Source organism: Actinomadura sp. KC06 (assembly GCF_004348735.1).
GTDB lineage: Bacteria > Actinomycetota > Actinomycetes > Streptosporangiales > Streptosporangiaceae > Spirillospora.
Window position 1 is genome coordinate 1 of the sequence record NZ_SMKT01000088.1, and the last position, 22,084, is coordinate 22,084.

The following is a 22,084-nucleotide window of genomic DNA, read 5'->3' on the forward strand; positions in this document are numbered from 1 at the left end:
GTACACGGACGTCCCCGCTGGCGATGGTGCAGGCCCGGAGCGTGGCCGGGCGGCTGGAAGAGCTGGCCGATGTCCAGGTCGAGGTGGTCGGGATTCAGACGGCCGGGGATCGGCATCGGGGTCACCTGGGTGAATTGGGCGGCAAGGGCGCGTTCATGCGCGAGATCGATCGGGCGTTGGTGACCGGTCAGGTCGATATCGCGGTCCACTGCCTCAAGGACGTGCCCGGCGATGTTCCGCGCCCGGATGGGCTGGTGTTCGCCGCCTACGTGGAGCGTGACGACACCGCCGACGTGATGCTGTTCCCGATGGCGAGCAAGATCCAGTGCATGGCCGATCTCCCGACGGGGGCGCGGGTGGGAACGTCGGCGGTGCGGCGGCGTGCGCAGCTCGGGCGGATCCGGCCTGATCTGCGGGTCGAGTACCTGCGCGGCAACGTCAATTCCCGCCTCGGACGGCTGGACGCGGGCGAGGAGTTCGACGCCATCGTGCTGGCGCGGGCGAGTCTGGCGCGGCTGGGCATCGACCGGGCAGGCGAAATACTCGACATCATTCCGGCCGTGGGCGCGGGCGTGCTGGCGGTGGACTGCCGCCGCGCTGATCCCGACATCGTGGAACTGGTGCGGCTGCTGGACCACCACGACACCCGGCGATGCGTGAGCGCGGAGCGCACGATGCTGCACGGGTTGCAGGGGCATTGCAACAGCCCGATCGCGGGGCATGCGCGGCTGGAGCGGGACGGGCGGTTGGCCTTGCGCGGGATGGTCTTCACCCGAGACGGGTCCGAGTTCGTGCACTCGCACGAATGGTCAGCGCCGGACAAGGGCGAGGATCTGGGCGCGTACGTGGCGGGCGATCTGCTCCGCAAAGGCGCCCGCGACCTGATCGACGGTATCCCGCACTGAAAGGAACGCGTCACCTTCTGCGGTGCTCGCCCGTCTGCGTGGGGAACACGTGGACATCGAGGGGTGAGCATGCACGTCGCATACATCGTCGTCACCGTTGTGACGATCTTGGCCAATGCCGCGATCGTCGTCGCCGACCTGGCCAGAGCCCGCTTCGTCCTCGCCAACGGGGCCGAAGTGGGGGTGCCGCAGTGGTCGATTCCGGGCCTGGCCGCGCTCAAGGCCGCCGGGGCGGCGGGGCTCGTGCTCGGCCTGCTGGGGCTCGACCTGATCGGCATCGCCGCGGCGGCCGGGCTCGTGGCCTTCTTCGTCGGGGCGGTGGGCCTTCACCTGCGGACTCGCGTCCTGCACAACATCGCGTTTCCGGGCACCTACCTCGCCTTGGCCGTCGCGTCCCTCACGCTCGCCGCCGCACAATAGGACGCCCGGCTAAGCCTGGCGCCATTCTGGGATGGCGCCGGGGGCGTGCAGGCAGAAGTCCGGGGCGCCTTCCAACGCCTTTTCCTCGCCGCCCGGGGTGTAGGTGACGATCAGGCGGAGCGGACGCCACGTCGTGTTGTACGTGGAATGCCACACGCCTTTCGGGATGTGGACGGCGTCGCCCTCGCGGATGATGAACGGGTCGCCGTCGTCCACCATCTGCGTCGCCTCGCCGGAGATCACGTAGATGACCTCCTCCGCGTTCGGATGGTTGTGGCGCGCGTGCCCCTGGCCGGGGTTGACGATCACCTCGCCCAGCGTGCTGCTCGCGCCCGGCACGCCGGACGGTGTGACGAACCATTTGATCGAGCCCCAGTCGAAGGTCATCGTGGTCACGTCGCCGGGATTCACCAGCATTCAAAGCTCCAGGTTCTTGAAGGCGGCCACCTGCTGTGTGATGGCCCGCTCGGTCGGCAGCCGTTCGACGGAGGAGGCGCCGAAGAAGCCCACGACTCCGTGTGTTCGGGACAGGACGTAGGCGGCGTCTTCCGGTTCCGCGATGGGGCCGCCGTGGCAGAGGACGAGCACGTCGGGACGGACGGCGGCCGCCGCGTCCCGCATCGCCTGCACCCGCTCGACGGCCTCGTCCAGCGTCAGCGCGGTGCCCGCGCCGATGCTGCCCTTGGTGGTGAGCCCGACGTGCGGGACGAGGACGTCCGCGCCCGCCTCGGCCATCGCCCGCGCCTGGTCCTCGTCGAAGACGTACGGGGCGGTGACGAGGTCGCGCTCGTGCGCGAGCCGCACCATTTCGATTTCCAGGTCGTACCCCATTCCGGTCTCTTCGAGGTTCTGCCGGAACACCCCGTCGTAGAGGCCGACCGTCGGGAAGTTCTGTACTCCTGCGAAGCCCATCGCCTTGAGTTCGTCGAGGAAGACGGGCATCAGGCGGAAGGGGTCGGTGCCGCAGACTCCGGCCAGAACGGGGGTGTCCTTTACTACCGGCAGGACTTCGGACGCCATTTCCACGACGATCTGGTTCGCGTCCCCGTACGGGAGGAGCCCGGCGAGCGAGCCGCGTCCCGCCATCCGGTAGCGGCCCGAGTTGTAGATGATGATCAGGTCGACGCCGCCGGACTCCGCGCACTTGGCGGACAGGCCCGTGCCCGCCCCCGCGCCGATGACGGGCTGCCCTTCGGCGACGGCCGCGCGCAGCCGTGCCAGGACGTCCTGCCGGTTCATGCCGATCCCTCCGTGATCATCCGGTGCAGCCGGTCGGCCATCGCGCGTCCGAACGCCGGATCGTTGATGTTCACGTCGAGCCGCTCCGTCTCCACGGCGCCCTCCATCGCCGCGAAGCACGCCTCGTCCGCCTTCGGATCATGGAAGGGCAGGCCGGGCGCGTCCAGCGCCGACACGCCCCCGAGCGGGATGAACAGGCTGGTGGGGCCGGTCGCGGCGGCCAGTTTCGCGGCCACGCGGCGTCCCAGCTCGGCCATCTCGTCCGGGGTCGTCCGCATGAGCGTGACGGTCGGGTTGTGGACGTACAGGTTCCGTCCCGCGAACCGTTCCGGGACGGTCTCGCGCGGCCCGAAGTTGACCATGTCCAGCGCGCCGGGCGCCACGACCTGCGGCACGCCGAGCCGTCCCGCGGCCGTGAGCCGCTCGGGACCGGCCGACAGGACGCCGCCGACCAGGTCGTCCGCCAGCTCGGTCGTGGTCAGGTCGAGCACCCCGGCGAGCAGGCCGCTCTCCACGAGCCCTTCAAGGGCCCGGCCGCCGGCTCCGGTCGCGTGGAAGACCAGGACCTCGTAGCCCAGCTCGTCCAGGCGTTCGCGGGCGGCGTCCACCGCCGGTGTCGTGACGCCGAACATCGACGCCCCGACCAGCGGGCGCTCCTCCGCCGACGGGGCCGGGACGTGCGCCTTCGCCATCCCGGCCGCCGCTGCCGCCGCGTTGCCGAGGATGAGCCGCGACACCCGGTTCACGCCCGCGATGTCGACGACGCTGTACATCATCGTGACGTCCTTGGCACCCACGTACGGGGTCACGCCCCCGGACGCCATCGTGGACACGATCAGCTTGGGCAGCCCGATCGGCAGGTCCCGGACGGCACGCGCCGCGATGGACGACCCGCCGCTCCCGCCGACCGCGAGGACGGCGTCCACCCGTTCCAGCCCGGCGAGCACGGCCGCCGCGCCCTCCCCCATGGCCGTGACCGCCGCGCCGCGGTCGCCCGCGTCCCGCAGCGCTTCCAACGTCGCGCCACCGGCCCGCGCGACCTCTTCGGCGGAGACGTCGGCGTCCACCTCGGACGGCCCGATCCCGGTGTCGACCAGCACCACATCGCAGCCCAGCTCCCGGACCCGGTCACGCAGCCACGCGTACTCCGCCCCCTTGGTGTCGAGCGTCCCCACCAGTACGACAGTCGCCATACGCCCCTCCCATCCCGGTACCGATTCCCCGGACGTTCAGAGGGCAACCGGCATCAGCTCGGGGCGGGCACAGGGGTTTCGGTCGTCACGCCGTCTTCCAGGTTGAGGACGCGGTCGGCCTCGGCCAGGAGAGCCTCGTCGTGGGTGGCGACGATGACGGTGACGCCCTCGCTGGAGACGACGGCGCGCAGCAGCGGCATGATCGCGGCGGCGGTCTCGGAGTCGAGCTGGCCGGTGGGCTCGTCCGCCAGCAGCAGGCGGGGGCGGTTGGCCAGGGCGCGGGCGATCGCGACGCGCTGGCGCTGGCCGCCGGACAGCTCGTACGGACGCTGAGCGGCATGGTCGGCCAGGCCGACAAGCCCCAGCAGGATGCGGACGCGTTCGTCGCGTTCCGCAGGAGGAGTCCGGACGAGCCGCAGCGGAATCTCGACGTTCTCCGCAGCCGACAGCACAGGGATCAGGCCGTGCGACTGGAACACGTAGCCGATGTGGTCGCGGCGCAGGGCGAGAAGCTCGTCCTCGCTGAGGGCGCCGACGTCGCCGCCGTTCACGCGGACGGTCCCGCCGTCCGGGGTTTCGAGGCCGCCTATCAGGTTCAGCAGGGTCGTCTTCCCCGAGCCCGAGCGTCCCTTGATCGCGACCAGCTCACCGGCCGCGACGGTGAACGACGCGCCGCGCAGAGCGGGCACCTCCAGGTCGCCGGTGCGGAAGGTGCGGGTGAGCGCCTCCACGACCACCATCGGGTCAGTCATCGCTCTCCTCCCGGTCGGCCGTCCGGTCGGGCCAGACGCCGACGTGGTCGGGCTCCAGGTTGAGCCGGACGCGGTCGCGCATGTCCAGGGCCGCGGTGAACCCCTTGGGGAGCTGGACGCGCCCGGCGCGGTCGAGCACGGCGTACTCCTCGGCGGTCCGGGTGCCGTCCGCGGCGGAGCGGCGGCGGACCTCGCTGCTGGTGCGGCCGTCGCGGATGCCGATCGTCCGGTCGACGCGCTCGGTCACCTGCTTGTCGTGGGTGACGACGACGACCGTGGTGCCGAGCTCCTCGTTGACGCGGCGGAGCGCGGTGAAGACCTCGGTGGCGGTGGCGGTGTCGAGCTCGCCGGTGGGCTCGTCGGCGAGGACGACGTGCGGCTCGTTGGCGACGGCCACGGCGATCGCGATGCGCTGCTGCTGGCCGCCGGACAGCTCCTGCGGGCGGCGTCCGGCGCAGTCGCCGACGCCGAGCATGCCGAGCAGCTCGGCGGCGCGGGTGGCGCGCTCGCGGCGGGACCGTCCGGCGAACCGCATCGGCAGCGCGACGTTCTGCTCGGCCGTCAGGTACGGGAGGAGGTTGCGGGAGGTCTGCTGCCAGATGAACCCGACCTGCTCGCGCCGGAACCGCAGCCGTTCCTTGGACGCCATCGTCAGCAGGTCGGACCCGGCGACGCGGGCGACCCCGGCGGTGGGCACGTCCAGCCCGGACAGGATGTTCAGCAGCGTGGACTTCCCGGAGCCGGACGCCCCGACGATCGCGACCAGCTCGCCCGCGTCGACGAGCAGGTCGAGGCCCTGCAGCGCGACGACCTCGACGCCGTCGGTCTTGTAGATGCGGACGAGGTTGTCGCAGACGATGTGCGCGCCCTCGCCGTACACGGGGCCGCGTTCGGCGGCGCGCCGCTCAAGCTCGGCCAGATCGGGTGCGTTGATGCTGCCGGGTGCGTTGGTGCTCATTGGTCCCCCGTTCTCAGGACGGTTCCGGGGCGGGCGTCGAAGGCGCGGTCCACGGCGACGGCAGCGGCGGCGGCGAGGAGCAGCGCGCCGAGGAGGCCGAGCAGCGCGGGCAGGCTCGGGACGTGGGCGGTGACGGCGTGGCCGCCGGTGTAGGGGCGCAGGTCCACGACCGGGCCGGTGATCTCGGGCAGCAGCAGCCCGAGCACCCAGCCGGCCCCGACCGCGCAGAACAGGACGGGCGCGATCTCCACGAGCGCGAGGCCGCGGCTCTGCCGCCGGCTGAGGCCGAGGGCCCGCAGGTGCGCGACGGTCCGGCCGCGGGCGCGGGCCCCGACGACGAGGACGAGCAGGACGGCGAGGAGCCCGAACGCGCCGCCGATGAGGGAGCCGTCCCGGAACGTGTCGCGGACGACCGACACCAGCGGCACCCGGACCATGCTCTCCAGCACGTCCTGGCGGAGCTGGACGCCCCGTCCGGGGGCGGCGGCGCGGAGCTTCCCCGCGTCCAGGCCGGGCCCGAAGACGAAGACCTGCGACGGGAAGCCGGTCGCGCCGGCGATGTCCTTGTACGGGACGACGATGTACGCGCTGCCCGGCAGCTGCCCCGGGAAGTGCTCGATCACGCCGGGCGCCTTGACGCGGATCGGGTCCATGCCGGCGCGGCTGAGCGTCGCGTCGCCGGGCCCCATCGTGCGGGCGGCGAGCGGCGAGGCCAGCGCGCCGGGCGCGGAGCCGGGGATTCCGGGCACGTCGGGCGCCAGGTCACGGTAGGCGCCGAGGTCCACGCCGACGACCGTCATGGGCGCCGTGTTCGACTCGGTCGTCACCTCCGTGATGACGCGGGCGCGCACGGCCCCGGTCACGCCGGGGACGGCGCGGACGCGGGCGAGGGTCGCCTCGTCCATCGGCCCGGCCTCGATGCGGGCGTCGGCGCCGACCTCGGCCCAGGACGCGCGTTCCTGCCCGGTCCGCAGGGCCGTGTCCACGGTCGCGGTGAAGCCCGCCACGGTGGCGGCGAGCAGCAGGACGACGAGCGGGAGCGCGCCGACGACGGTCTGCCGGGACGCGCGGGCGATCCCGATGAACGCGACCGCGCCGCGCCGCCGCCGCAGGAACGGCCCGGCGGCGCGCAGCAGGTACGGGTAGGCGCGCAGGACCAGCACGGCGAGCGCCGCGCCGAGCAGCACCGGCACGGCCGCGATCAGCGGGTCGGTGCCCGCCGTCTCCCCGCGCTGGCGCAGCAGCACGACGCCGATCACGGCGAGCGCGACGAGCAGCGCGTCCAGGACGAACCGCCGCCGCGACGGCCGTGCCGAGACCAGGTCGTCCCGGCGGCCCGACGACGAACCGACTCCGGCGCTGCGCTCCCGCAGGACCATGACGGCCGACACGGCGAGGACGGCGGCGACCGGCACGGCGACCGCGTAGATCGAACCGGTTTGGGGCGCCCCGGCGTCGAGGAGGCGTCCGGCGGCGTATCCGAGCGCCGCGGACGGGACGGCGGCGAGCGCCGTCAGCCCGCAGGCTGGCAGGGCGAGCTGCCGCAGCGACGCGCCGCGGGCCCGCATCGTCCAGAGGACGGGCCGGAGCCGTTCCCCGAGCAGCCCGGCGGCCAGCAGCAGCACACCCGCCGCGACGGCGACGAGGCCGCCGAGCGCCAGCCCGAGGACGGACTCGGCGGCGCGGAGCTGGCCGGAGAAGGCGTTCAGCCGGTCGTCCAGCGCGGTCACGACGGAGTTGCGGAAGATCCCGGTGCGGCCTTCGACGACGGAGCGGAAGGCGTCCATGTCGCCGGCGACGTCGCGGGCGCCGGCGGCGCTGATCGCGCCGGGGCGCACCGGGAACCGCCAGCTGAAGGTGAAGTACCGGCCGGGCGTGCGCGCGGCCCTGGCGTACCCGGCGCCGTCGATCAGCGCCGTGCCCGCGTCGGCCTCCAGGGCGTCCATGCGGTCGCCGGTCGACTCCCTCGTCGGGCGCAGGATCCGGGCGCGGGGCGACCAGTACGGGTCGGCGGCGTTCACCGGCTCGTACAGCCCGGTGATCTGGACGCGCAGCGTGGTCCCCGTGGGCGCGCCGCCCGCCGCGATGCGGTCGCCGACCTTGTAGCCGAGCCGGTCGGCGTAGGTTTTGGAGACCATGACCCGCAGGTCTTCGCCGGGCTTCAGGTCGGCGCTGTAAGCGGGCGTCCCGGAGACGACGCGGACGCGTTCCCAGGCGCCGATGTCCCAGCCCAGGTAGAGGATCCTCGGCCGCGAGAACCGCCCCTCGATGTGCATGCGCTCGCTGGTGGCGGACGCCTCGGGCTGGCCCGTCACCCCGCGCAGGGACGACGGCATCAACTGCTGCCAGGTCAGGCCGTGGGAGACCAGCGCGTCCTCGCTCGGGACGGACGTCGTCGCGGCCATGTCCGCCGCCCGGCCCTCCACCCGGACGTCGGCGCCCGGCCCGGCCGCGCCCGCCGCGCTCCGGTCGTAACCGGCGGCCATGCGCGCCGGGACGGCGACGGCGAGCAGCGCCGACACCAGCGTCAGCACGGCGAGCGCGACAAGCGGCGCCCACTGCGCCCGGACGAGCCGCAAGCCCCCTCCGCTCATCGGTCCCTGCCTTTCTGGGGGGCGACCCCCAGACCCCCGCGTGGTCGGACCGATGATCCTCGCTCCGCTCCGGTCATCGGTCCTCCCCCACGCGCAGCCCGGCGCCGGCGTTCCGGCGGCGCAGCACCCGGATCACCGGCGGCAGCACCAGGCCGAGGACCGCCGCCACCCCGGCGACCATGCCGAGCACCACGGGCCACTGGACGATCAGGTCCGCGGGCGGGTACGGCTCGGCGGCCTGCACGCTGAGCACGATGTGCGGGACGACCAGCCGCGCCACGACCAGGCCGAGCAGCGTCCCGCCGAGCAGGCCGATCACGACCAGGTACGCCTGCTCGATCGCGAGGACCCCGGTGACCTGCCGGGGTGCGACGCCGAGCGCCCGCAGCACGGCGAACTCGCGGGACCGCTCCCCCGCCGTCACGGCCGCGTTCACGACGAACGCGATGACGGCGAACGCCAGCGCCGCGCCGAAGCCGAGGACCAGCGCGCCCTGGAGCGCCGCGCCGAGCGGGGCGTCGCGCAGGCGGGAGCGCAGCTCGGCGCGGTCCGCGGCGACCTCGCCCCAGGCGGGGTGGCCCGCGAGCGCCTTCGCCGCCGGGCCGGTCCCGCCGCCCCCCACCGACGCCCACCATTCACCGGGCGCGATGCTCGTCGGCTCCGCCCCGTTCGCGGCGAGCCGGGTGACGGTCAGCGTCGGCAGGTCGACGAGGACGCCGGGCTCGCCGGGCGGGACGCTCGGCAGCGCGGGCGCGATCCCCAGCACCCGCACCGGCTGCTCGCCGTCGACGGTGCTGACCGTGACCTTGCCGCCGACGCCGACCTTGGCGCGGCGGGCCGTCTCCTCGGTGATGACGCCGGGCACGAGCGGCTGGAGGTCGGTGTTCGTCCCGGCGCCCGCGTCCCGGGACGGCGGCGTCCCCGCGCCGAGCATGGCGTGGACGCTGCCGATCACGTCGGAGAACACCAGGTCCCCGGCCCACGACGGGGGCGCCGGGATGGAGACCTTCGCCAGCGCGCCCTCACCGGTCTTCGCGGTCGCCCGCGGCCTCGCATCCTGCGGCTGGACGAACGCGTCCCAGCGGGCCCCGGCGGGCGGCGGCGCCTCCCCGGTGCCGTCGCCCCGCACGTGCAGCAGTTCCAGGTCGAGCGGCCCGGAGAAGGTGTTGTCGTCGTAGGAGTAGTGGACGCCCCGCACCGACAGCGGATAGGACGGCACACCGCCCGGGCCCGCCAGGGCGGCGGCGTCCAGCGCGAGGGTGTGCTCGCGGCCGTCCGCGACGAGGCCGGGCAGCGTCGCCTGCCGGGTCAGGCCGCGTGCGTCCACAATCGTCACCGCCACCTTGTAGGGGTAGCCGGCGGGCGGCCTGTAGTTCCGCTCGGTGGTGGGCACCGGCCCGGCGCGGCTGAGCCGCATGCCGAACAGCAGCCGGCCGGGCTTGCCGGGGACGGTCAGCGCGGGCGCGGCGGGACGTGCCTTAGCCAGCTCGTCCAGGCGCAGGTCGTCGCGCAGGCCGGGCTGGACGCGCAGGATCCGGCCGAGCGTCCCGGCGTCGGCGGCGAGCAGCGTCGTTGGGGCGGTGCCGAGGTCGGCGTCCGTGCGCAGGACGGCCGTCGCCGCGGTCACGCCGGGCAGCGCCGCGACCCGTCCGCCCTGGCCGAGCACCGACGGGGCCTCCGCGCCGCTCGTCCTCGCGCGGGTGACGCGCAGGTCGGCGGCGGCCTGGAAGTCGGCCTGGTCGGTCTGGGACCGGCGCCAGGTCGCCATCGTCGTCACCGACAGCACCCCGACCGCCATCGCCATGACCAGCAGCAGGACGGGCCCCGCGTACCGCAGGCGCCGCCGTCCGACCTGGCGGGTGCCGAGCGCGGAGACGAGCCCGCGCCCCCTCGTCGCGGCCCGTTCGGCGACCCTGGACGTCACCGGCACCAGCCGCAGCAGCAGCACCCCGCCGGCGAGCAGCGCGAGGGCCGGTCCCGACACGATGAACGGGTCGATCCCGGACGTGCCGCCCCCGCCGCCCGTGCCGTCCGCCCCGTACCGGGTGAGCTGCCAGATCGCGAGCCCGGCGACGACCAGCAGGGCCAGGTCGGCGCCCGAGCCGCGCAGCCGCCCGGTCCGGCCGATCCCGGCCTGCGCCTCGACGAACGTGCGGTTCGCGCCGCGCAGCGTCGGGAGCGTCAGGACGACCGCGCAGGTCAGCGCGGTCGCCACCGACACGATCCAGAGCGGGGCGCTCGGCCCGGCGTCCAGCCGCAGCCCGGAGTCGCGGACCGTCGGGGCGTGCGCGGCGAGCCGCAGGAGGGGGCGCGCCAGCAGCGGGCCCAGCACGGCGGCGGGCAGCACGATCAGCAGGCCCTCGGCGAGGCCGAGCCGCGCGAGCTGCCGCATCCCCATGCCCCGGGTCCGCAGCAGCGCGACCTCGCCGCGCCGGTGGTCGGCGAGCAGCCGGGAGACGAGCAGCCACGCGACCCCGGCCAGCAGGACGAGCTGGAGCACCGGAATCAGCATCGTGGACCGTGCCACGAGGACGGCGTCGTCGAGCTGCGCGGTCAGTTCGGGGAGCGCGGTCACGACGGAGAACTGCGCCCCGCCACCGGCCTTCCTGAACGTCTCCTCCGCGTTCGCGACGCGGTCGCCGAGGGCCCCGAGCTCGCCGGACCCCACACCGCGCAGGTCGGGCATGACCGTGAACCGGGCGTCCGCGCCGGTCCCGGTGAAGCGGGCCGCGAACACGTCCGGCGGCACCACGAAAGGCCCGTAGGTGGTGTAGTCGAGCTTCTCGACACCGGTCGTGATCAGCCGGTCGCCCTGCCAGAAGTAGCTCTCCGGGTCCGGGACGTCGAACAGCCCGACGACGCGGACCCTGACGACGGAGTCCTTGTCGACCCGTCCGCGGAGGGTGAGGACGTCGTCCACGTCGGTGCGCATGGCTCGGGCGGCGGCGCCGGGCAGGGCCGCCTGCACCTCGCCGTCGCGCGCCACGGCCGGGTCGGCGGCGGGCCAGCGTCCCCGCGTCAGCCGGGCGTGCTTCTCGATCCCGGTGTAGGTGCCGAACGCCGTCAGCTCCGGATGCTCGCTCTTCTCCTGGCCGGGAAGGGTGTAGGAGTCGCTGCGCACGCCCACCGAGATCGTGAGCGGGACGTCCCCGTACATCTGCTTGAGCGCCTGGCCGACCTGTCCCCGCACCGTGTCGAGCCCGTTGGCGGGGACGTTCGTGCCGACGGTCGTCCCGACCGACTCGAACGTCGCGTCGGCCAGGGTCTGGCGCAGCCCCTCGCGGGTCACCGACCCGGTGTAGCCGACCAGCGCGGCGAGGACGGTGGTGGCGAACAACGCGGTCGCGCACGCGGCCAGGATCAGCGTCCTGTCCCCGGCCATGCGCCTGAGAACCATCCCCCGTCGCCTCACGACCGATCATGATCATTGATGGGCGGCGGGCGCTACAAGGGGGCGTGATGATTCTGTGCCGATTCGCAACCCTCCTGAAATACGGACAAAGTTACGTATTACAGGCCCAGATCGAGGCGCCTTCCGGCGGGACGGCCTCGGCACGCCGCATGATCTCCGCGGGCTCCAGCGCCGCTCCCTCGGCGAACGCCTCCGCGAACGCGTCGTCGCCCAGGGCGTTCCGGGCGCGACCCTCGGCGCGGTCGGCGCAGGCCCGCTCCTCGTGTCCGGCCCGGACGCCCGACGACTCCCGGACGGACGCCGCCTTCCCGAGCGCCTCGGCCGCCTCCCGGTGATATCCGGACAGGGTCAGTGCGCAGGCCAGCCCCTCCAGGGCCCCGGCCGTGTCCCTGGGCGCCTCCAGCCGGATCGCGACGGCCAGGGCGTCGCGCTGGTAGGTGACGGCGGCGGCCGCGTCGCCGCGCGACTCGGCGACCTGGCCGAGCGCGCTCTGCACCATCGGCAGGTACAGCGGCGGGAACTCCTCCGGCGAGGCGGCCCGGAGCAGGGGTTCGAGGCGGTCCTCCGCGTCGTCCAGGCGTCCTTCGGCGCACGCCGACAGGCCCAGCCCGATCTCGGCGAACATGACCGCCCCCGCGTGACCCTGCTCAACGGCCACGCGCAGCGCCCGGCCGAAGAGCCGCCGCGCGGCGGACGGGTCGCCCCGCAGGTGCGCGATCCACCCGCGCCAGGCCATCCGGACGGCGGCGTCCGGCCACATGTGCAGCTCCTCGGCCATCCGCTGCCCGTCGAGCTGGAGCCGTTCCGCCCGGTCGTAGTCGCCGGTCAGCTCCGCCAGCCCGCCGAGCCACTCGACCGTCTGCAGCTGGCCCCACCGGTCGCCCGTCTCGCCGAACAGCACCGCCGCGCGCTCGGCGTCGCGCCGCAGCGCGGCCGGGTCGCCGTGCGCGTGCGCCTGCTTGGCCCGCAGGACCAGCGCCGCCGCCTCGCCCCACCGGTCGCCGCACGCGCGGAACCCGGCCAGCGCCTCGTCCACCGTCACCGCCCCGGCGGCGGTGTCCTCCACGTCGAAGTACGCGAACGTCAGGAACCAGCGCGCCCAGGCCCGCGTGCGCGGGTCGCCGGACGCGTCCACGAGCCGCAGCGCCTCCTCGCGGCGGGCGGCGCCGTCGCCTCCGGCGCCCTTCAGGACCGCCAGGCCCGCCCGCCACGTCAGCGCCCTCGCCCGCATGCCGGACGGGCCGCCGTCCAGGGCGAGCGCGGCCTCCAGCGAACGCAGCGCCTCGGTCAGCCTGCCGCGCAGGAACCAGTACCAGGCCAGCGCGTTGACCAGCCGCAACGCGTCCTCTGCCGCGCCGTCGGCGACGGCCTCGTCCAGCGCGGTCCGGAGGTTGGCGGCCTCGGTGTCGAGCGTCCGCAGCCAGTGCGGCTGGTCGTGCCCGTAGAGGTGCCGCTCGCCGCGCTCGGCCAGGTCGACGTAGTGGAGCCGGTGCGCCCGCCGGACGTCCTCGTCCTCACCCGCCTCGGCGAGCCGCTCGGCGGCGTAGGCGGCGACCGACTCCAGGAGCCGGTATCTGGGCGGCTCGCCCGGACGGTCCGTCATGACGACCAGCGAGCGGTCGACCAGCCGGACCAGCACGTCCAGGACCTCCCCCTCGGGGACGTCCCCGCCCGCGCACACCGCCTCGGCGGACTCCAGCGCGCAGCCGTCGGCGTGCACGGACAGCCGCCGCAGGACGGCCCGTTCCGGCGCGGTCAGCAGCTCCCAGCTCCAGTCGATCACGGCGGTGAGCGTCCGCTGCCGGGCCGGGGCGCCGCGATGCCCGGACGACAGCAGCCGGAACCGGTCGTCCAGCCGGGCGACGAGGCCCTCGACGCCGAGCGTCCGCACCTTGGTCGCGGCCAGCTCCAAGGCGAGCGGGATCCCGTCCAGGCGGCGGCACAGCTCCCCGACCGGCCCGGCGGTCGCGCCGTCGAGCCGGAACCCCCGCGACGCCGCCTCCGCCCGCGCCGCGAACAGCCGCACCGCGCTCGCCGCGCTCGCCGCCGCCGGGTCGTCGCCGTCGCCGGGCACCTCCAGCGGCGGGACGGCCCACACCACCTCGCCCGCCAGCCCGAGCGGCTCCCGGCTCGTCGCGAGGATCCGCACGCCGGGGACGCGGCGCAGCAGCCGCTCCGCCAGCTCGGCGGCCTGCTCGATCACGTGCTCGCAGTTGTCCAGGACGAGCAGCAGCCGCCGGGCGCCGAGCGCCGCCGCGAGCCGGTCGAGCGCGGCCTCCGGCGCGCCGGGCGCGTCCCGGATGTCGAGGCTCGCCGTGACGACCTCGGCCAGGTCGGGCACCGTCGAGCGCTCGAACCCGGCCAGCTCCGCCATCCAGACGCCGTCGCCGAACGCGTCCACCAGCCCGGCGGCGGCCTCGACCGCCAGCCGCGTCTTGCCGACCCCGCCGGGTCCGGTCAGCGTGACGAGCCGGTCGGTGCCGATCCTGGCGCGGATCTCCCTGGCGGCGTCCTCGCGTCCGATCAGCTCGGTCGCCGGGACGGGCAGGTTCGAGCGCGGAGCGGGCCCGGGCGGCGCGGGCGCGCTCAGCCCGGGGTCCTGCCGCAGGATCGCGCGCTGCAGGTCGGCCAGGTCGGCGCCGGGGTCGAGGCCCAGCTCGTCGGCGACCAGCGTCCGGTGGCGCTCGAAGCTCTCCAGCGCCTCGCTCTGCCGTCCCGCCCGGTACAGCGCCAGCATGTGCGCGGCCCGGAGCCGCTCGCGCAGCGGATGCTCGGCGACCGCGTCCCCGAGCTCCCCGGCCAGCGCCCCGTGCTCGCCCAGAAGGAGCCGCGCCTCGGCGTGCTCCTCCAGCGCGGTCAGCCGCAGCTCCTCAAGGCGCGCGGACGCCGCCCGCGTGAACGGCTCGTCGGCGAAGTCGGCGAAGGCCGGGCCGCGCCAGAGGTCCAGCGCCTCGGCCAGCAGCGCCGCCCTCTCCTTCGGCTCGCCCGCCTGCCGCGCCCGGTCGACCAGGCTCTGGAACCGGAGGGCGTCGACCCGCTCCGTGCCCGGGTCGCCGCCTGTGCTGAGCAGGTATCCGGCGGGACGCGACTCCACCAGCGCCCGCGCGCCCGGCTCCGCGTCCTCCAGAACCCGCCGCAGCTGCGACACCTTTGCCGACAGGGAGCCCATCGGGTTCCCGGGCAGCGCGTCGCCCCACAGATCGTCGATCAGCCGGTCGGCGGGGACCGGGCGCCCCTCGTTGACCAGCAGGTCGGCCAGCAGCGCCCGGACCTTGAGCCCGGGCACGGGGACGAGCCCGCCGTCGTCCGTCCAGACGGCGAGCGGTCCGAGCACCCCGAAGCGCACGTTCCGCACCCTATCCGCGCCCGCGGGCGGAAAAGGACCGTAAGAATCCCGTAAACGGTCTGGACCATTGTGGTTCCAGCACGCCGGAGGGCGAACGATCGACCACGGAGGACATCATGCGCAAGATCATCAACTCGACGTACATCTCGCTGGACGGCGTGATCGAGAACCCGCAGAACTGGACCTCGGCGTACTTCCAGGACGAGGCCGCCGCCTACGCCCGCGAGCTGCTGTTCTCCTGCGGCGCGGTCCTCATGGGACGCGCGACGTTCGACGGCTTCTCGCAGGCGTGGCCCGCGATGGAGGAGGCGACCGGCGACTACGGCGTCCGGATGAACACCCTGCCCCACTACGTCGTGTCCGACACGCTGAACAAGCCCGGCTGGGGCGACACCACGGTGTTCCGCCGGGCCGACGCCGTCGCGGAGATCACCAAGCTGAAGGAGCAGGACGGCCAGGACATCCTGCAGTACGGCTTCGGCGACGTGACGCGGACGCTCGTCGACAACGGCCTGCTGGACGAGCTGCGCCTGTGGATCCACCCCGTCATCGTCGGCACCGGCGACCCGGCCGAGCTGCTCACCCGCGCGGACTTCTCGGCGACGTTCGAGCTGGCCGACACCAAGTCCTTCAAGACCGGCGTCATCGTCGCGACCTACACCCCGGCGGCGAAGTAGCGGGCGCGCCGGGCGGCGCCTGCCTGCTGGGCGCCGCCCGGCCCTCACCGCCCGCCCTCGGGAAAGGGCTTGGGGGATCGGTCAGGGAAGCTGGTCGAGCATGCCGTCCAGGATGGCGGGCGTCCGGACGGGCGGCTCCGCCTGCAGGCCGAGCCGGTTGAGGACGTCCCTGTAGCGGGTGATGTCGGAAGGCTTGTCCGGATAGAGCGCGCCGGCGAGCTGCTCCAGATAGACGACGTCGGGCAGTTCCGGCTCGGCGAACCGCAGCAGCGTCACCGGGCCGCACTCGGCGGCGTGCCCGCCGGACGCGAACGGCAGGACCTGCAGCGAGACGTTCGGCAGCCACGAGATGTCGATCAGGAACCGCAGCTGCGCGCGCATGACCTCGGGGCCGCCGACCGCGCGACGCAGGGCGGCCTCGTCCACGACGGCCCACAGCTTCAGCGGGCCCGGACGCTCGAACACGCGGCGCCTGCGGCGCATCCGCAGCTCGACGCGCCGCTCGATCTCGTCGGCGGGCGCCTCCGGATGCCGGGCCGTGATGAGCGCGCGGGCGTAGTCGGGGGTCTGCAGCAGCTCGGGGACGTCCTGGACCTCGTACACGCGGGCGACCACCGCGCCCTGCTCCAGCCCGAGGTAGGGCTCGAACCAGGCGGGCACCAGGTCGCCGTACTCCTGCCACCAGCTCGGCCGGTTGGCGAGGGCGACGAGCTCCAGCAGCGAGTCGCGGCGGTCGGGATCGGTCACGCCGTAAAGGGTGAGCAGGTCGCAGACGTCGCGCTCCTTGAACCCGACCCGGCCGAGCTCCATCCGGCTGATCTTGGAGTGGGAGCCGCGGATCTCGTAGCCGGCGTCCTCGGTGGTGATCCGCGCGGCCTCGCGGAACCTGCGCAGCTGCGCCCCGACCAGCAGGCGCGGCACCGTCGGGCCCGCCGTCCGCTGGCCGTTCCGGTACGCGTATCCGTTCGGGGGGACGATCCGTCCCGGCGCCGAATCCGCCACGTCGTCGGGGTGCTCGCTCGCGCTCATCGCGGGATGCCTCCTCGAACGCGCAAGAACCTTTCTCCTCGCAGAAGTTACTCGTAAATCCCTGACTTGCCCAGCTATCCCGATTGTCCGGTTTCGTGACAATCTCTGGTGAAGTGCCCAGCTATCGGGCACGCATCCCTGGTGACCTGGCACGATACGGCTTCGAGAAAAATCTTGGAAGAAGTCCGGCGGCGGTGTCGATCCGGCCGGGCCTTCTTCGACGCGTCTGTGAGGGCCGGGAGGGACCGGCCGCCACGAGACAGAGGAGACTGCGATGCGGTTCTTGCTGATGACCACGGACGACAACTCGGCCGACGCCCCGCCGGACGAGGCGATGATGGCCGAGATGGGCAAGTTCATCGAGGAGACGTCCAAGGCCGGGGTGCTGCTGGCGACCGGCGGGCTCGAGCCGCACGGCACCCGGATCGCCTCGTCCGGCGGCAAGGTCACCGTCACCGACGGCCCGTTCGCCGAGGCCAAGGAGTCCGTCGTCGGGTTCGCGCTGGTCGAGGTGCGCACCCGCGAGGAGGCGATCGAGCTGTCCCGGCGGTTCTACTCGATCGTCGGGGACGGCGAGGGCGTCATCAAGCAGGTCTTCGGCCCCGGAGACCCCTTCCCCGGCGAGTGACCCGGCAGCCCGGCGGCCGGTGAGCAGCCGCTGAGCTTGCGCGGCGGCCGGTGCGGGTGCTCTCATCGGCAGCGTGACGACTGCGGACAGGGGCCGCGTGCACGCGAGCGTCGACGCGGTGTGGCGGCTGGAGGCCGCCCGCATCATCGCCGGCCTCGCCCGGATGGTGCACGACATCGGGCTCGCCGAGGAACTCGCGCAGGACGCGCTGGTCGCCGCGCTCGAGCAGTGGCCGGAGTCAGGCGTCCCGGACAACCCGGGCGCCTGGCTCATGGCCGTCGCGAAGCGCCGCGCCATCGACCGGATCCGCCGCCTGCAGCGGCTTGAGCACAAGCTGGAGGAGATCGGCCGCGACCTGGAGACGCAGGCGCCGCCGGAGCTCGACGTCCCGGACGACGAGCACATCGAGGACGACGTGCTCCGCCTCGTCTTCACCGCCTGCCATCCCGTCCTGTCCACGCAGGCCAGGGTCGCGCTGACGCTGCGCATGCTCGGCGGCCTGACCACCGAGGAGATCGCGCGGGCGTTCCTCACGTCCGAGCCGACCGTCGCGCAGCGGATCGTCCGGGCGAAGCGGACGCTGTCGGACGCGGGCGTCCCGTTCGAGGTCCCCGAGGGGCCGGACCGGGCCGCGCGGCTGTCGTCCGTCCTGGAGGTCATCTACCTGATCTTCAACGAGGGGTACACGGCCACGGCGGGCGACGACTGGGTGCGGGCCGACCTTTGCCAGGAGGCGCTGCGCCTCGGCCGGGGTCTCGCCGAGCTGGCGCCCGGCGAGCCCGAGGTGCACGGGCTCGTCGCGCTGATGGAGATCCAGGCGTCCCGCACCAGGGCGCGCACCGGCCCGTCCGGCGAACCCGTCCCGCTCGCCGACCAGGACCGCGGCCTCTGGGACCGCCTCCTCATCCACCGCGGCTTCGCCGCCCTGCTCCGCGCCAAGGCCATCGGCGAGCCGCCAGGGCCGTACGTTCTGCAGGCGGCGATCGCAGCGTCCCACGCGCAGGCCGCCGCAGCCGAGGACACCGACTGGGCGCAGATCGCGTCGCTGTACGAGATCCTCGCGAGCGTCGCCCCGTCCCCCGTCGTGGAGCTGAACCGGGCGGTCGCGGTCGGCATGGCGCACGGGCCGGAGCGGGGTCTCGCGATCGCGGACGCGCTGCTGGACGAGCCGTCCCTGCGCGGCTACCACCTGCTGCCGAGCGTCCGCGGCGACCTGCTCGCCCGGCTCGGCCGCGCCGGCGAGGCCCGGACGGAGTTCGAGCGCGCCGCGGCGATGACCCGCAACGAGCCCGAACGCAAGGTCCTCCTGAACCGCGCCGCCTCTCTCGGCGACAGCCCCGGGTAGCCGTCTGGGAACATGCGCCAAACGGTGTTTGCTACTTAGGGGAATGCCGATGCTCGGAGAGGAACCCCGGTGATCGATCGCTCAGACGTCCAGGCCGCCGCCGCCCGGGTGGACGGCCACGTCCGCCGCACGCCCGTGCTCGCGGTGGACCCGGCGCCGCTCGCGCCCGCCGCGCGCATGTGGCTGAAGCTGGAGCTGACCCAGCACACCGGGTCGTTCAAGGCGCGCGGCGCGTTCAACCACATCCTCGCCGCGCGGGACGAAGGGCGCCTGCCGGACGCCGGGGTCGTCGCGGCCTCCGGAGGCAACGCGGGTCTGGCGTTCGCGTACGCGGCGTCGCAGGCGGGCGTCCCGGCCGAGGTGTACGTGCCGGAGACCGCGCCCCCGGTGAAGGTCGCCCGGCTGCGGGCGCTCGGCGCCGCCGTCGTCCAGATCGGCACCCGGTACGCCGAGGCGCAGGACGCCGCCACCAAACGCGCCGCCGACACCGGGGCGCTGTTCTGCCACGCCTACGACCTCCCTGAAGTCTGCGCCGGGCAGGGCACGCTCGGGACGGAGATCCTGGAGCAGACCGGCGGGGAGATCGACACGGTCCTGCTGGCGGTCGGCGGCGGAGGGCTGATGGCGGGCGTCGCCGCCGCCCTCGAAGGCCGCGCCCGCGTCGTCGGCGTCGAGCCCGAGCGCATCCCGACCCTCGAACGGGCCCTGCACGCCGGACGCCCCGTCGACGTGGACGTCTCCGGCGTCGCCGCCGACTCGCTCGGCGCCACCCGGCTCGGTGAGATCGCGTTCTCCGTCGCGTCCCGGACCGGGGTGCGGTCTCTTCTCGTCACCGACGAGGCGATCATCGAGGCGCGCCGGTTCGTCTGGGACGAGTACCGTCTGGCCGTCGAGCACGGCGCCGCCACCGCGGTGGCCGCGCTCCGGTCGGGCGCCTACCGGCCGGCGCCGGACGAGCGGGTCATGGTCGTCCTCTGCGGGGCCAACACCGACCCGTCCGACCTGGTCTGACGCGCTACGCCTGCAGCTGGGCGGCGAGGGCGCGGGCCTCGCGGACGAGGTCGGACGAGCCCTTCCGGGCCGCGAGCACCTCGACCTCGGGGATGGCGCCGCGCGCCCCCGACCAGCGCGCGGTCCTGCGCCCGAGCGCGATCAGCCGCTTGAGCCCGTGCACGGGACGCTCGCCCGGCTCCGGGCACAGGACGGGCAGCGCGGCGGCGATGACGTCCCAGATCTGCGCGTATGCGCCGGCCTCGGCCGCCCGTTCGAGGGCCTCGATGATCCTGACCGGCTGGATCTCGCCGTCGAGCGCGAGGCGTCCGATGTGGCGCCCGAGCTCGGCGGCGGGCAGGTCGCCGCGGGCGGCCATGGTGAGCAGCGCCCCGTCCGCCTGATCGTGCCTGCGCTGGACGAGCTCGCGTGCCAGGAAGTGCCCCACGGCCTCCGCGAACGGCCCGTCCCCGCGGGTCACCTCGACGAACGCCCCCACCGACATCCCGGTGCCGAACGGGTACCTGGTGGGCCCGAGGTGCGGCAGGACATGCGCGGCGGCGACCTCCGGATGGGACGGCAGCAGCCGCGGCCAGGTCGGCTTGTACCAGCCGTGCTCCCAGCCGATGTTCCTGGGCGGGGCCGTGAACACGGCGTCGACCAGCGGGAGCCCGGTCGGCGGCGCGCTGATCACGGCCTCCGGCGCACCGCCCGCGAACGGCCGCATCGAGACGACGGGCACGGGCAGCCCGCCCGCGGCGAGCCATCGTGCGGCGGTCCGGCCCGCGGGCGAGCTCAGCGCGGCGGCGCGGCGGGCGGCCTCCGGGCCGAGGTCGCGCGGCAGCCGCAGCAGGGCCTGCTGGAGGTCGGCGGGCCCGGGATCGGCGCCGGCGTCCTGGAGGACTTCCAGGCGGTCCACGAACGTCGCCGGATCCAAGTGCCCGGTCGGCTCGGTGGGGGTGGCGAGCAGCAGCGGCGGCAGAGCATCGTGCTCGACGGCGGCGACGATCTCCGCGCACCGGCTCAGGTAGAGCAGATGCGGGCCGATGACCTGCCCTGGCGACGGGACCCGCTGCCGCCAGTCGGGCGGCAGCGGCACCGTGCGGGTCAGGCGGCGCGCGGCCGCCAGCAGCCAATGGTCGGCCCACGTCCAGCGGGGCGCGTCGTCCAGCCGGGGGTAGAAGTTCTCCCGCTGGACGACGGGCGCGAGCGCGGCCCGGACGCCCTCCGCGTCCCGCCAGGTGAGCTCGGCGAACGCGGCCAGCATCCGTTCGATCCCGGCCCAGTCGAGTTCCGCGTCGTGGATGCCCGCCGCCAGTTCGGCGGCCGTCGTGATGGGCGGCGGAAGCGGGCCAGGGGCAGGGGTGACGGGTGCGATGAGCGGGGGCGGCTCGTCAGCGGGCTCGGGCCGGGCGACGTCGCCGCCGAAGCGGGCGGCGGCCTCGGCGCCGAGATCCGGCGGGAGCAGGGGGACGGCGCCGGTGATCGGCGTCCCGTCGGCCGCCGCGGGGAGCTTGAGCGCGACGCGGACGGCGCGCTGCTGCACGCTGTACGACGTGTGCGCGAACGCCTGGGCGAGGGCGGCGGCGCAGTCGCCGGCGAGCCCCGGCCGCCGCTGGACGGTCTGCTCCAGCCACGACAGCCCCGACTTCACCAGCCCGGACTCGGCGCGGAACAGCACCCCGTCCAGCGCCTCCACCACCTGCTCGGACGGCAGCCCGGGAACCTCCCTGAGCAGGCCGAGCGCGACGTCGGCGACCGGGCCCGGCGCGGCCGGGAGCAGCCGCACGTAGTCGAGCGCGTGCTCGCGGATCTCGCGTTCCCTGGCGGCCGGGTCGTCCGGCATGAGCAGGCCGTGCAGCCGGACGAAGAAGCGCAGGTCGTTGGCCGTCCCGCCGCGCAGGAAACGGCGGACGCAGCCGTCCAGGAGCATCCGCCGCCCGACGACGCCGCGGTCGGCCAGCGTGGCGAGGGTCCGCGGCCAGGACGGGTTGTCGCGCAGCCGCCGTCCGACGCCGTCGGCCTCGAAGACGCGCGGCAGCAGGAACGGCAGCAGCGGATCCTTCGGGCGGGGCGGCGCGGACGACACCCAGCCCACGACGAGCGGATCGTGCTCGGGCGGCTCGATGCCCGTCTCGGTCAGCAGCGCCAGCACGAGGTCGAGCCCGATGTGGCGCGGGCCGCGCAGCCGGAGCGTGAGGCGCCGCGCGAGGTCGGCGAGCCACGCGTCGTCGCGGTCGGCCCAGAGGTCGAGGAGCAGGGCGGTGTCGTCGTGGTCGCCGAACCAGCGGGTGTTGAACTCGCGCCGGTTGAGCCAGGTCGCGACCGCGGACGCGCCGGTCAGCGTGCCCGCGCCCGCGGCGCGGAAGGCGGGCGCGTAGTCGTCGATGCCCTCCCACGGCTCGCGCCGCGCCCGCAGGAGCCGGAGGTGGCCGGGCAGCGCCCTGGCGACCGCGCGGCGTCCGGCGGCGTCGAGATCGCGGACCGCGTCGGCGACCGCGTCGGGCTTCCGCTCGTCGATGAGGGCGGCGATCGTCTCCCACGCGCGGTCGCCGTCCAGGACTGGTAAGTGCGTTGGGCTCGGCATGCCCGGGAC

Annotated in this window: 16 protein-coding genes; 6 read left to right on the top strand and 10 right to left on the bottom strand. The window is 74.5% G+C overall.

Annotation, left to right across the window (positions count from 1 at the left end):
- Both hemC and E1287_RS25825 read left to right on the top strand, forming a co-directional pair.
- Positions 1-905, top strand: a 905-nt coding sequence (gene hemC, locus E1287_RS25820; RefSeq protein WP_207934456.1) for a hydroxymethylbilane synthase, incomplete at its 5' end; no start/stop codon positions are given.
- Positions 906-974: 69 nt separating this feature from the next.
- Positions 975-1,325 carry a DoxX family protein gene (locus tag E1287_RS25825; RefSeq protein ID WP_131967651.1) on the top strand — a complete coding sequence of 117 codons (351 nt, stop codon included), beginning with the start codon at positions 975-977 and terminating at the stop codon, positions 1,323-1,325.
- A 9-nt stretch (positions 1,326-1,334) separates the two neighbouring features.
- On the opposite strand, the gene E1287_RS25830 is transcribed toward E1287_RS25825, so the two are convergent.
- The 8 genes from E1287_RS25830 to E1287_RS25865 form a co-directional block, all read right to left on the bottom strand.
- Complete coding sequence (locus E1287_RS25830) at positions 1,335-1,742, bottom strand: cupin domain-containing protein (RefSeq protein ID WP_131967652.1); 408 nt, start codon at positions 1,740-1,742, stop codon at positions 1,335-1,337.
- Complete coding sequence (locus tag E1287_RS25835) at positions 1,743-2,564, bottom strand: phosphoenolpyruvate hydrolase family protein (RefSeq protein WP_131967653.1); 822 nt, start codon at positions 2,562-2,564, stop codon at positions 1,743-1,745.
- Positions 2,561-3,757, bottom strand: coding sequence for a Tm-1-like ATP-binding domain-containing protein (locus tag E1287_RS25840; RefSeq protein WP_131967654.1), 1,197 nt, complete (start codon positions 3,755-3,757; stop codon positions 2,561-2,563). Before E1287_RS25840 ends, E1287_RS25835 begins: the two co-directional genes overlap by 4 nt.
- Positions 3,758-3,810: 53 nt before the next feature.
- Entirely contained in the window at positions 3,811-4,509 is a 699-nt protein-coding gene (locus tag E1287_RS25845; protein ID WP_131967655.1) for an ABC transporter ATP-binding protein, read from the bottom strand.
- Complete coding sequence (locus E1287_RS25850; RefSeq protein WP_131967656.1) at positions 4,502-5,467, bottom strand: ABC transporter ATP-binding protein; 966 nt, start codon at positions 5,465-5,467, stop codon at positions 4,502-4,504. The genes E1287_RS25845 and E1287_RS25850 overlap by 8 nt, the downstream gene beginning before the upstream one ends.
- Positions 5,464-8,061: a CRISPR-associated protein Cas5 gene (gene cas5 / locus E1287_RS25855; RefSeq protein ID WP_131967657.1), complete on the bottom strand. Its 2,598-nt coding sequence runs from the start codon at positions 8,059-8,061 to the stop codon at positions 5,464-5,466. Before cas5 ends, E1287_RS25850 begins: the two co-directional genes overlap by 4 nt.
- A 73-nt stretch (positions 8,062-8,134) precedes the next feature.
- Entirely contained in the window at positions 8,135-11,458 is a 3,324-nt protein-coding gene (locus E1287_RS25860) for an ABC transporter permease (protein WP_131967658.1), read from the bottom strand.
- 106 nt (positions 11,459-11,564) lie between these two features.
- Entirely contained in the window at positions 11,565-14,819 is a 3,255-nt protein-coding gene (locus tag E1287_RS25865) for a BTAD domain-containing putative transcriptional regulator (RefSeq protein ID WP_131967659.1), read from the bottom strand.
- A 116-nt stretch (positions 14,820-14,935) separates the two neighbouring features.
- Between E1287_RS25865 and E1287_RS25870 the strand changes: the two genes are divergently transcribed.
- Complete coding sequence (locus E1287_RS25870) at positions 14,936-15,496, top strand: dihydrofolate reductase family protein (RefSeq protein WP_131967660.1); 561 nt, start codon at positions 14,936-14,938, stop codon at positions 15,494-15,496.
- Positions 15,497-15,577: 81 nt separating this feature from the next.
- On the opposite strand, the gene E1287_RS25875 is transcribed toward E1287_RS25870, so the two are convergent.
- Positions 15,578-16,525: a helix-turn-helix transcriptional regulator gene (locus tag E1287_RS25875; RefSeq protein ID WP_131967661.1), complete on the bottom strand. Its 948-nt coding sequence runs from the start codon at positions 16,523-16,525 to the stop codon at positions 15,578-15,580.
- A 274-nt stretch (positions 16,526-16,799) separates the two neighbouring features.
- Here E1287_RS25875 and E1287_RS25880 point away from each other — a divergent pair, with 274 nt between their 5' ends.
- From E1287_RS25880 to E1287_RS25890, 3 genes are all read left to right on the top strand, one after another.
- Positions 16,800-17,153, top strand: a complete 354-nt coding sequence (locus tag E1287_RS25880; RefSeq protein WP_131967662.1) for a YciI family protein — start codon at positions 16,800-16,802, stop codon at positions 17,151-17,153.
- A gap of 73 nt (positions 17,154-17,226) precedes the next feature.
- Positions 17,227-18,498: an RNA polymerase sigma factor gene (locus tag E1287_RS25885; RefSeq protein ID WP_347813984.1), complete on the top strand. Its 1,272-nt coding sequence runs from the start codon at positions 17,227-17,229 to the stop codon at positions 18,496-18,498.
- 69 nt (positions 18,499-18,567) lie between these two features.
- A complete protein-coding gene (locus E1287_RS25890; RefSeq protein ID WP_131967663.1) occupies positions 18,568-19,509 on the top strand; it encodes a threonine/serine dehydratase in 942 nt (313 codons plus the stop codon).
- A gap of 4 nt (positions 19,510-19,513) precedes the next feature.
- On the opposite strand, the gene E1287_RS25895 is transcribed toward E1287_RS25890, so the two are convergent.
- The gene (locus E1287_RS25895; protein WP_131967664.1) at positions 19,514-22,075 is read right to left on the bottom strand and encodes a DUF6493 family protein; all 2,562 of its coding nucleotides are present in this window, start codon (positions 22,073-22,075) and stop codon (positions 19,514-19,516) included.
- Positions 22,076-22,084 lie beyond the last annotated feature (9 nt).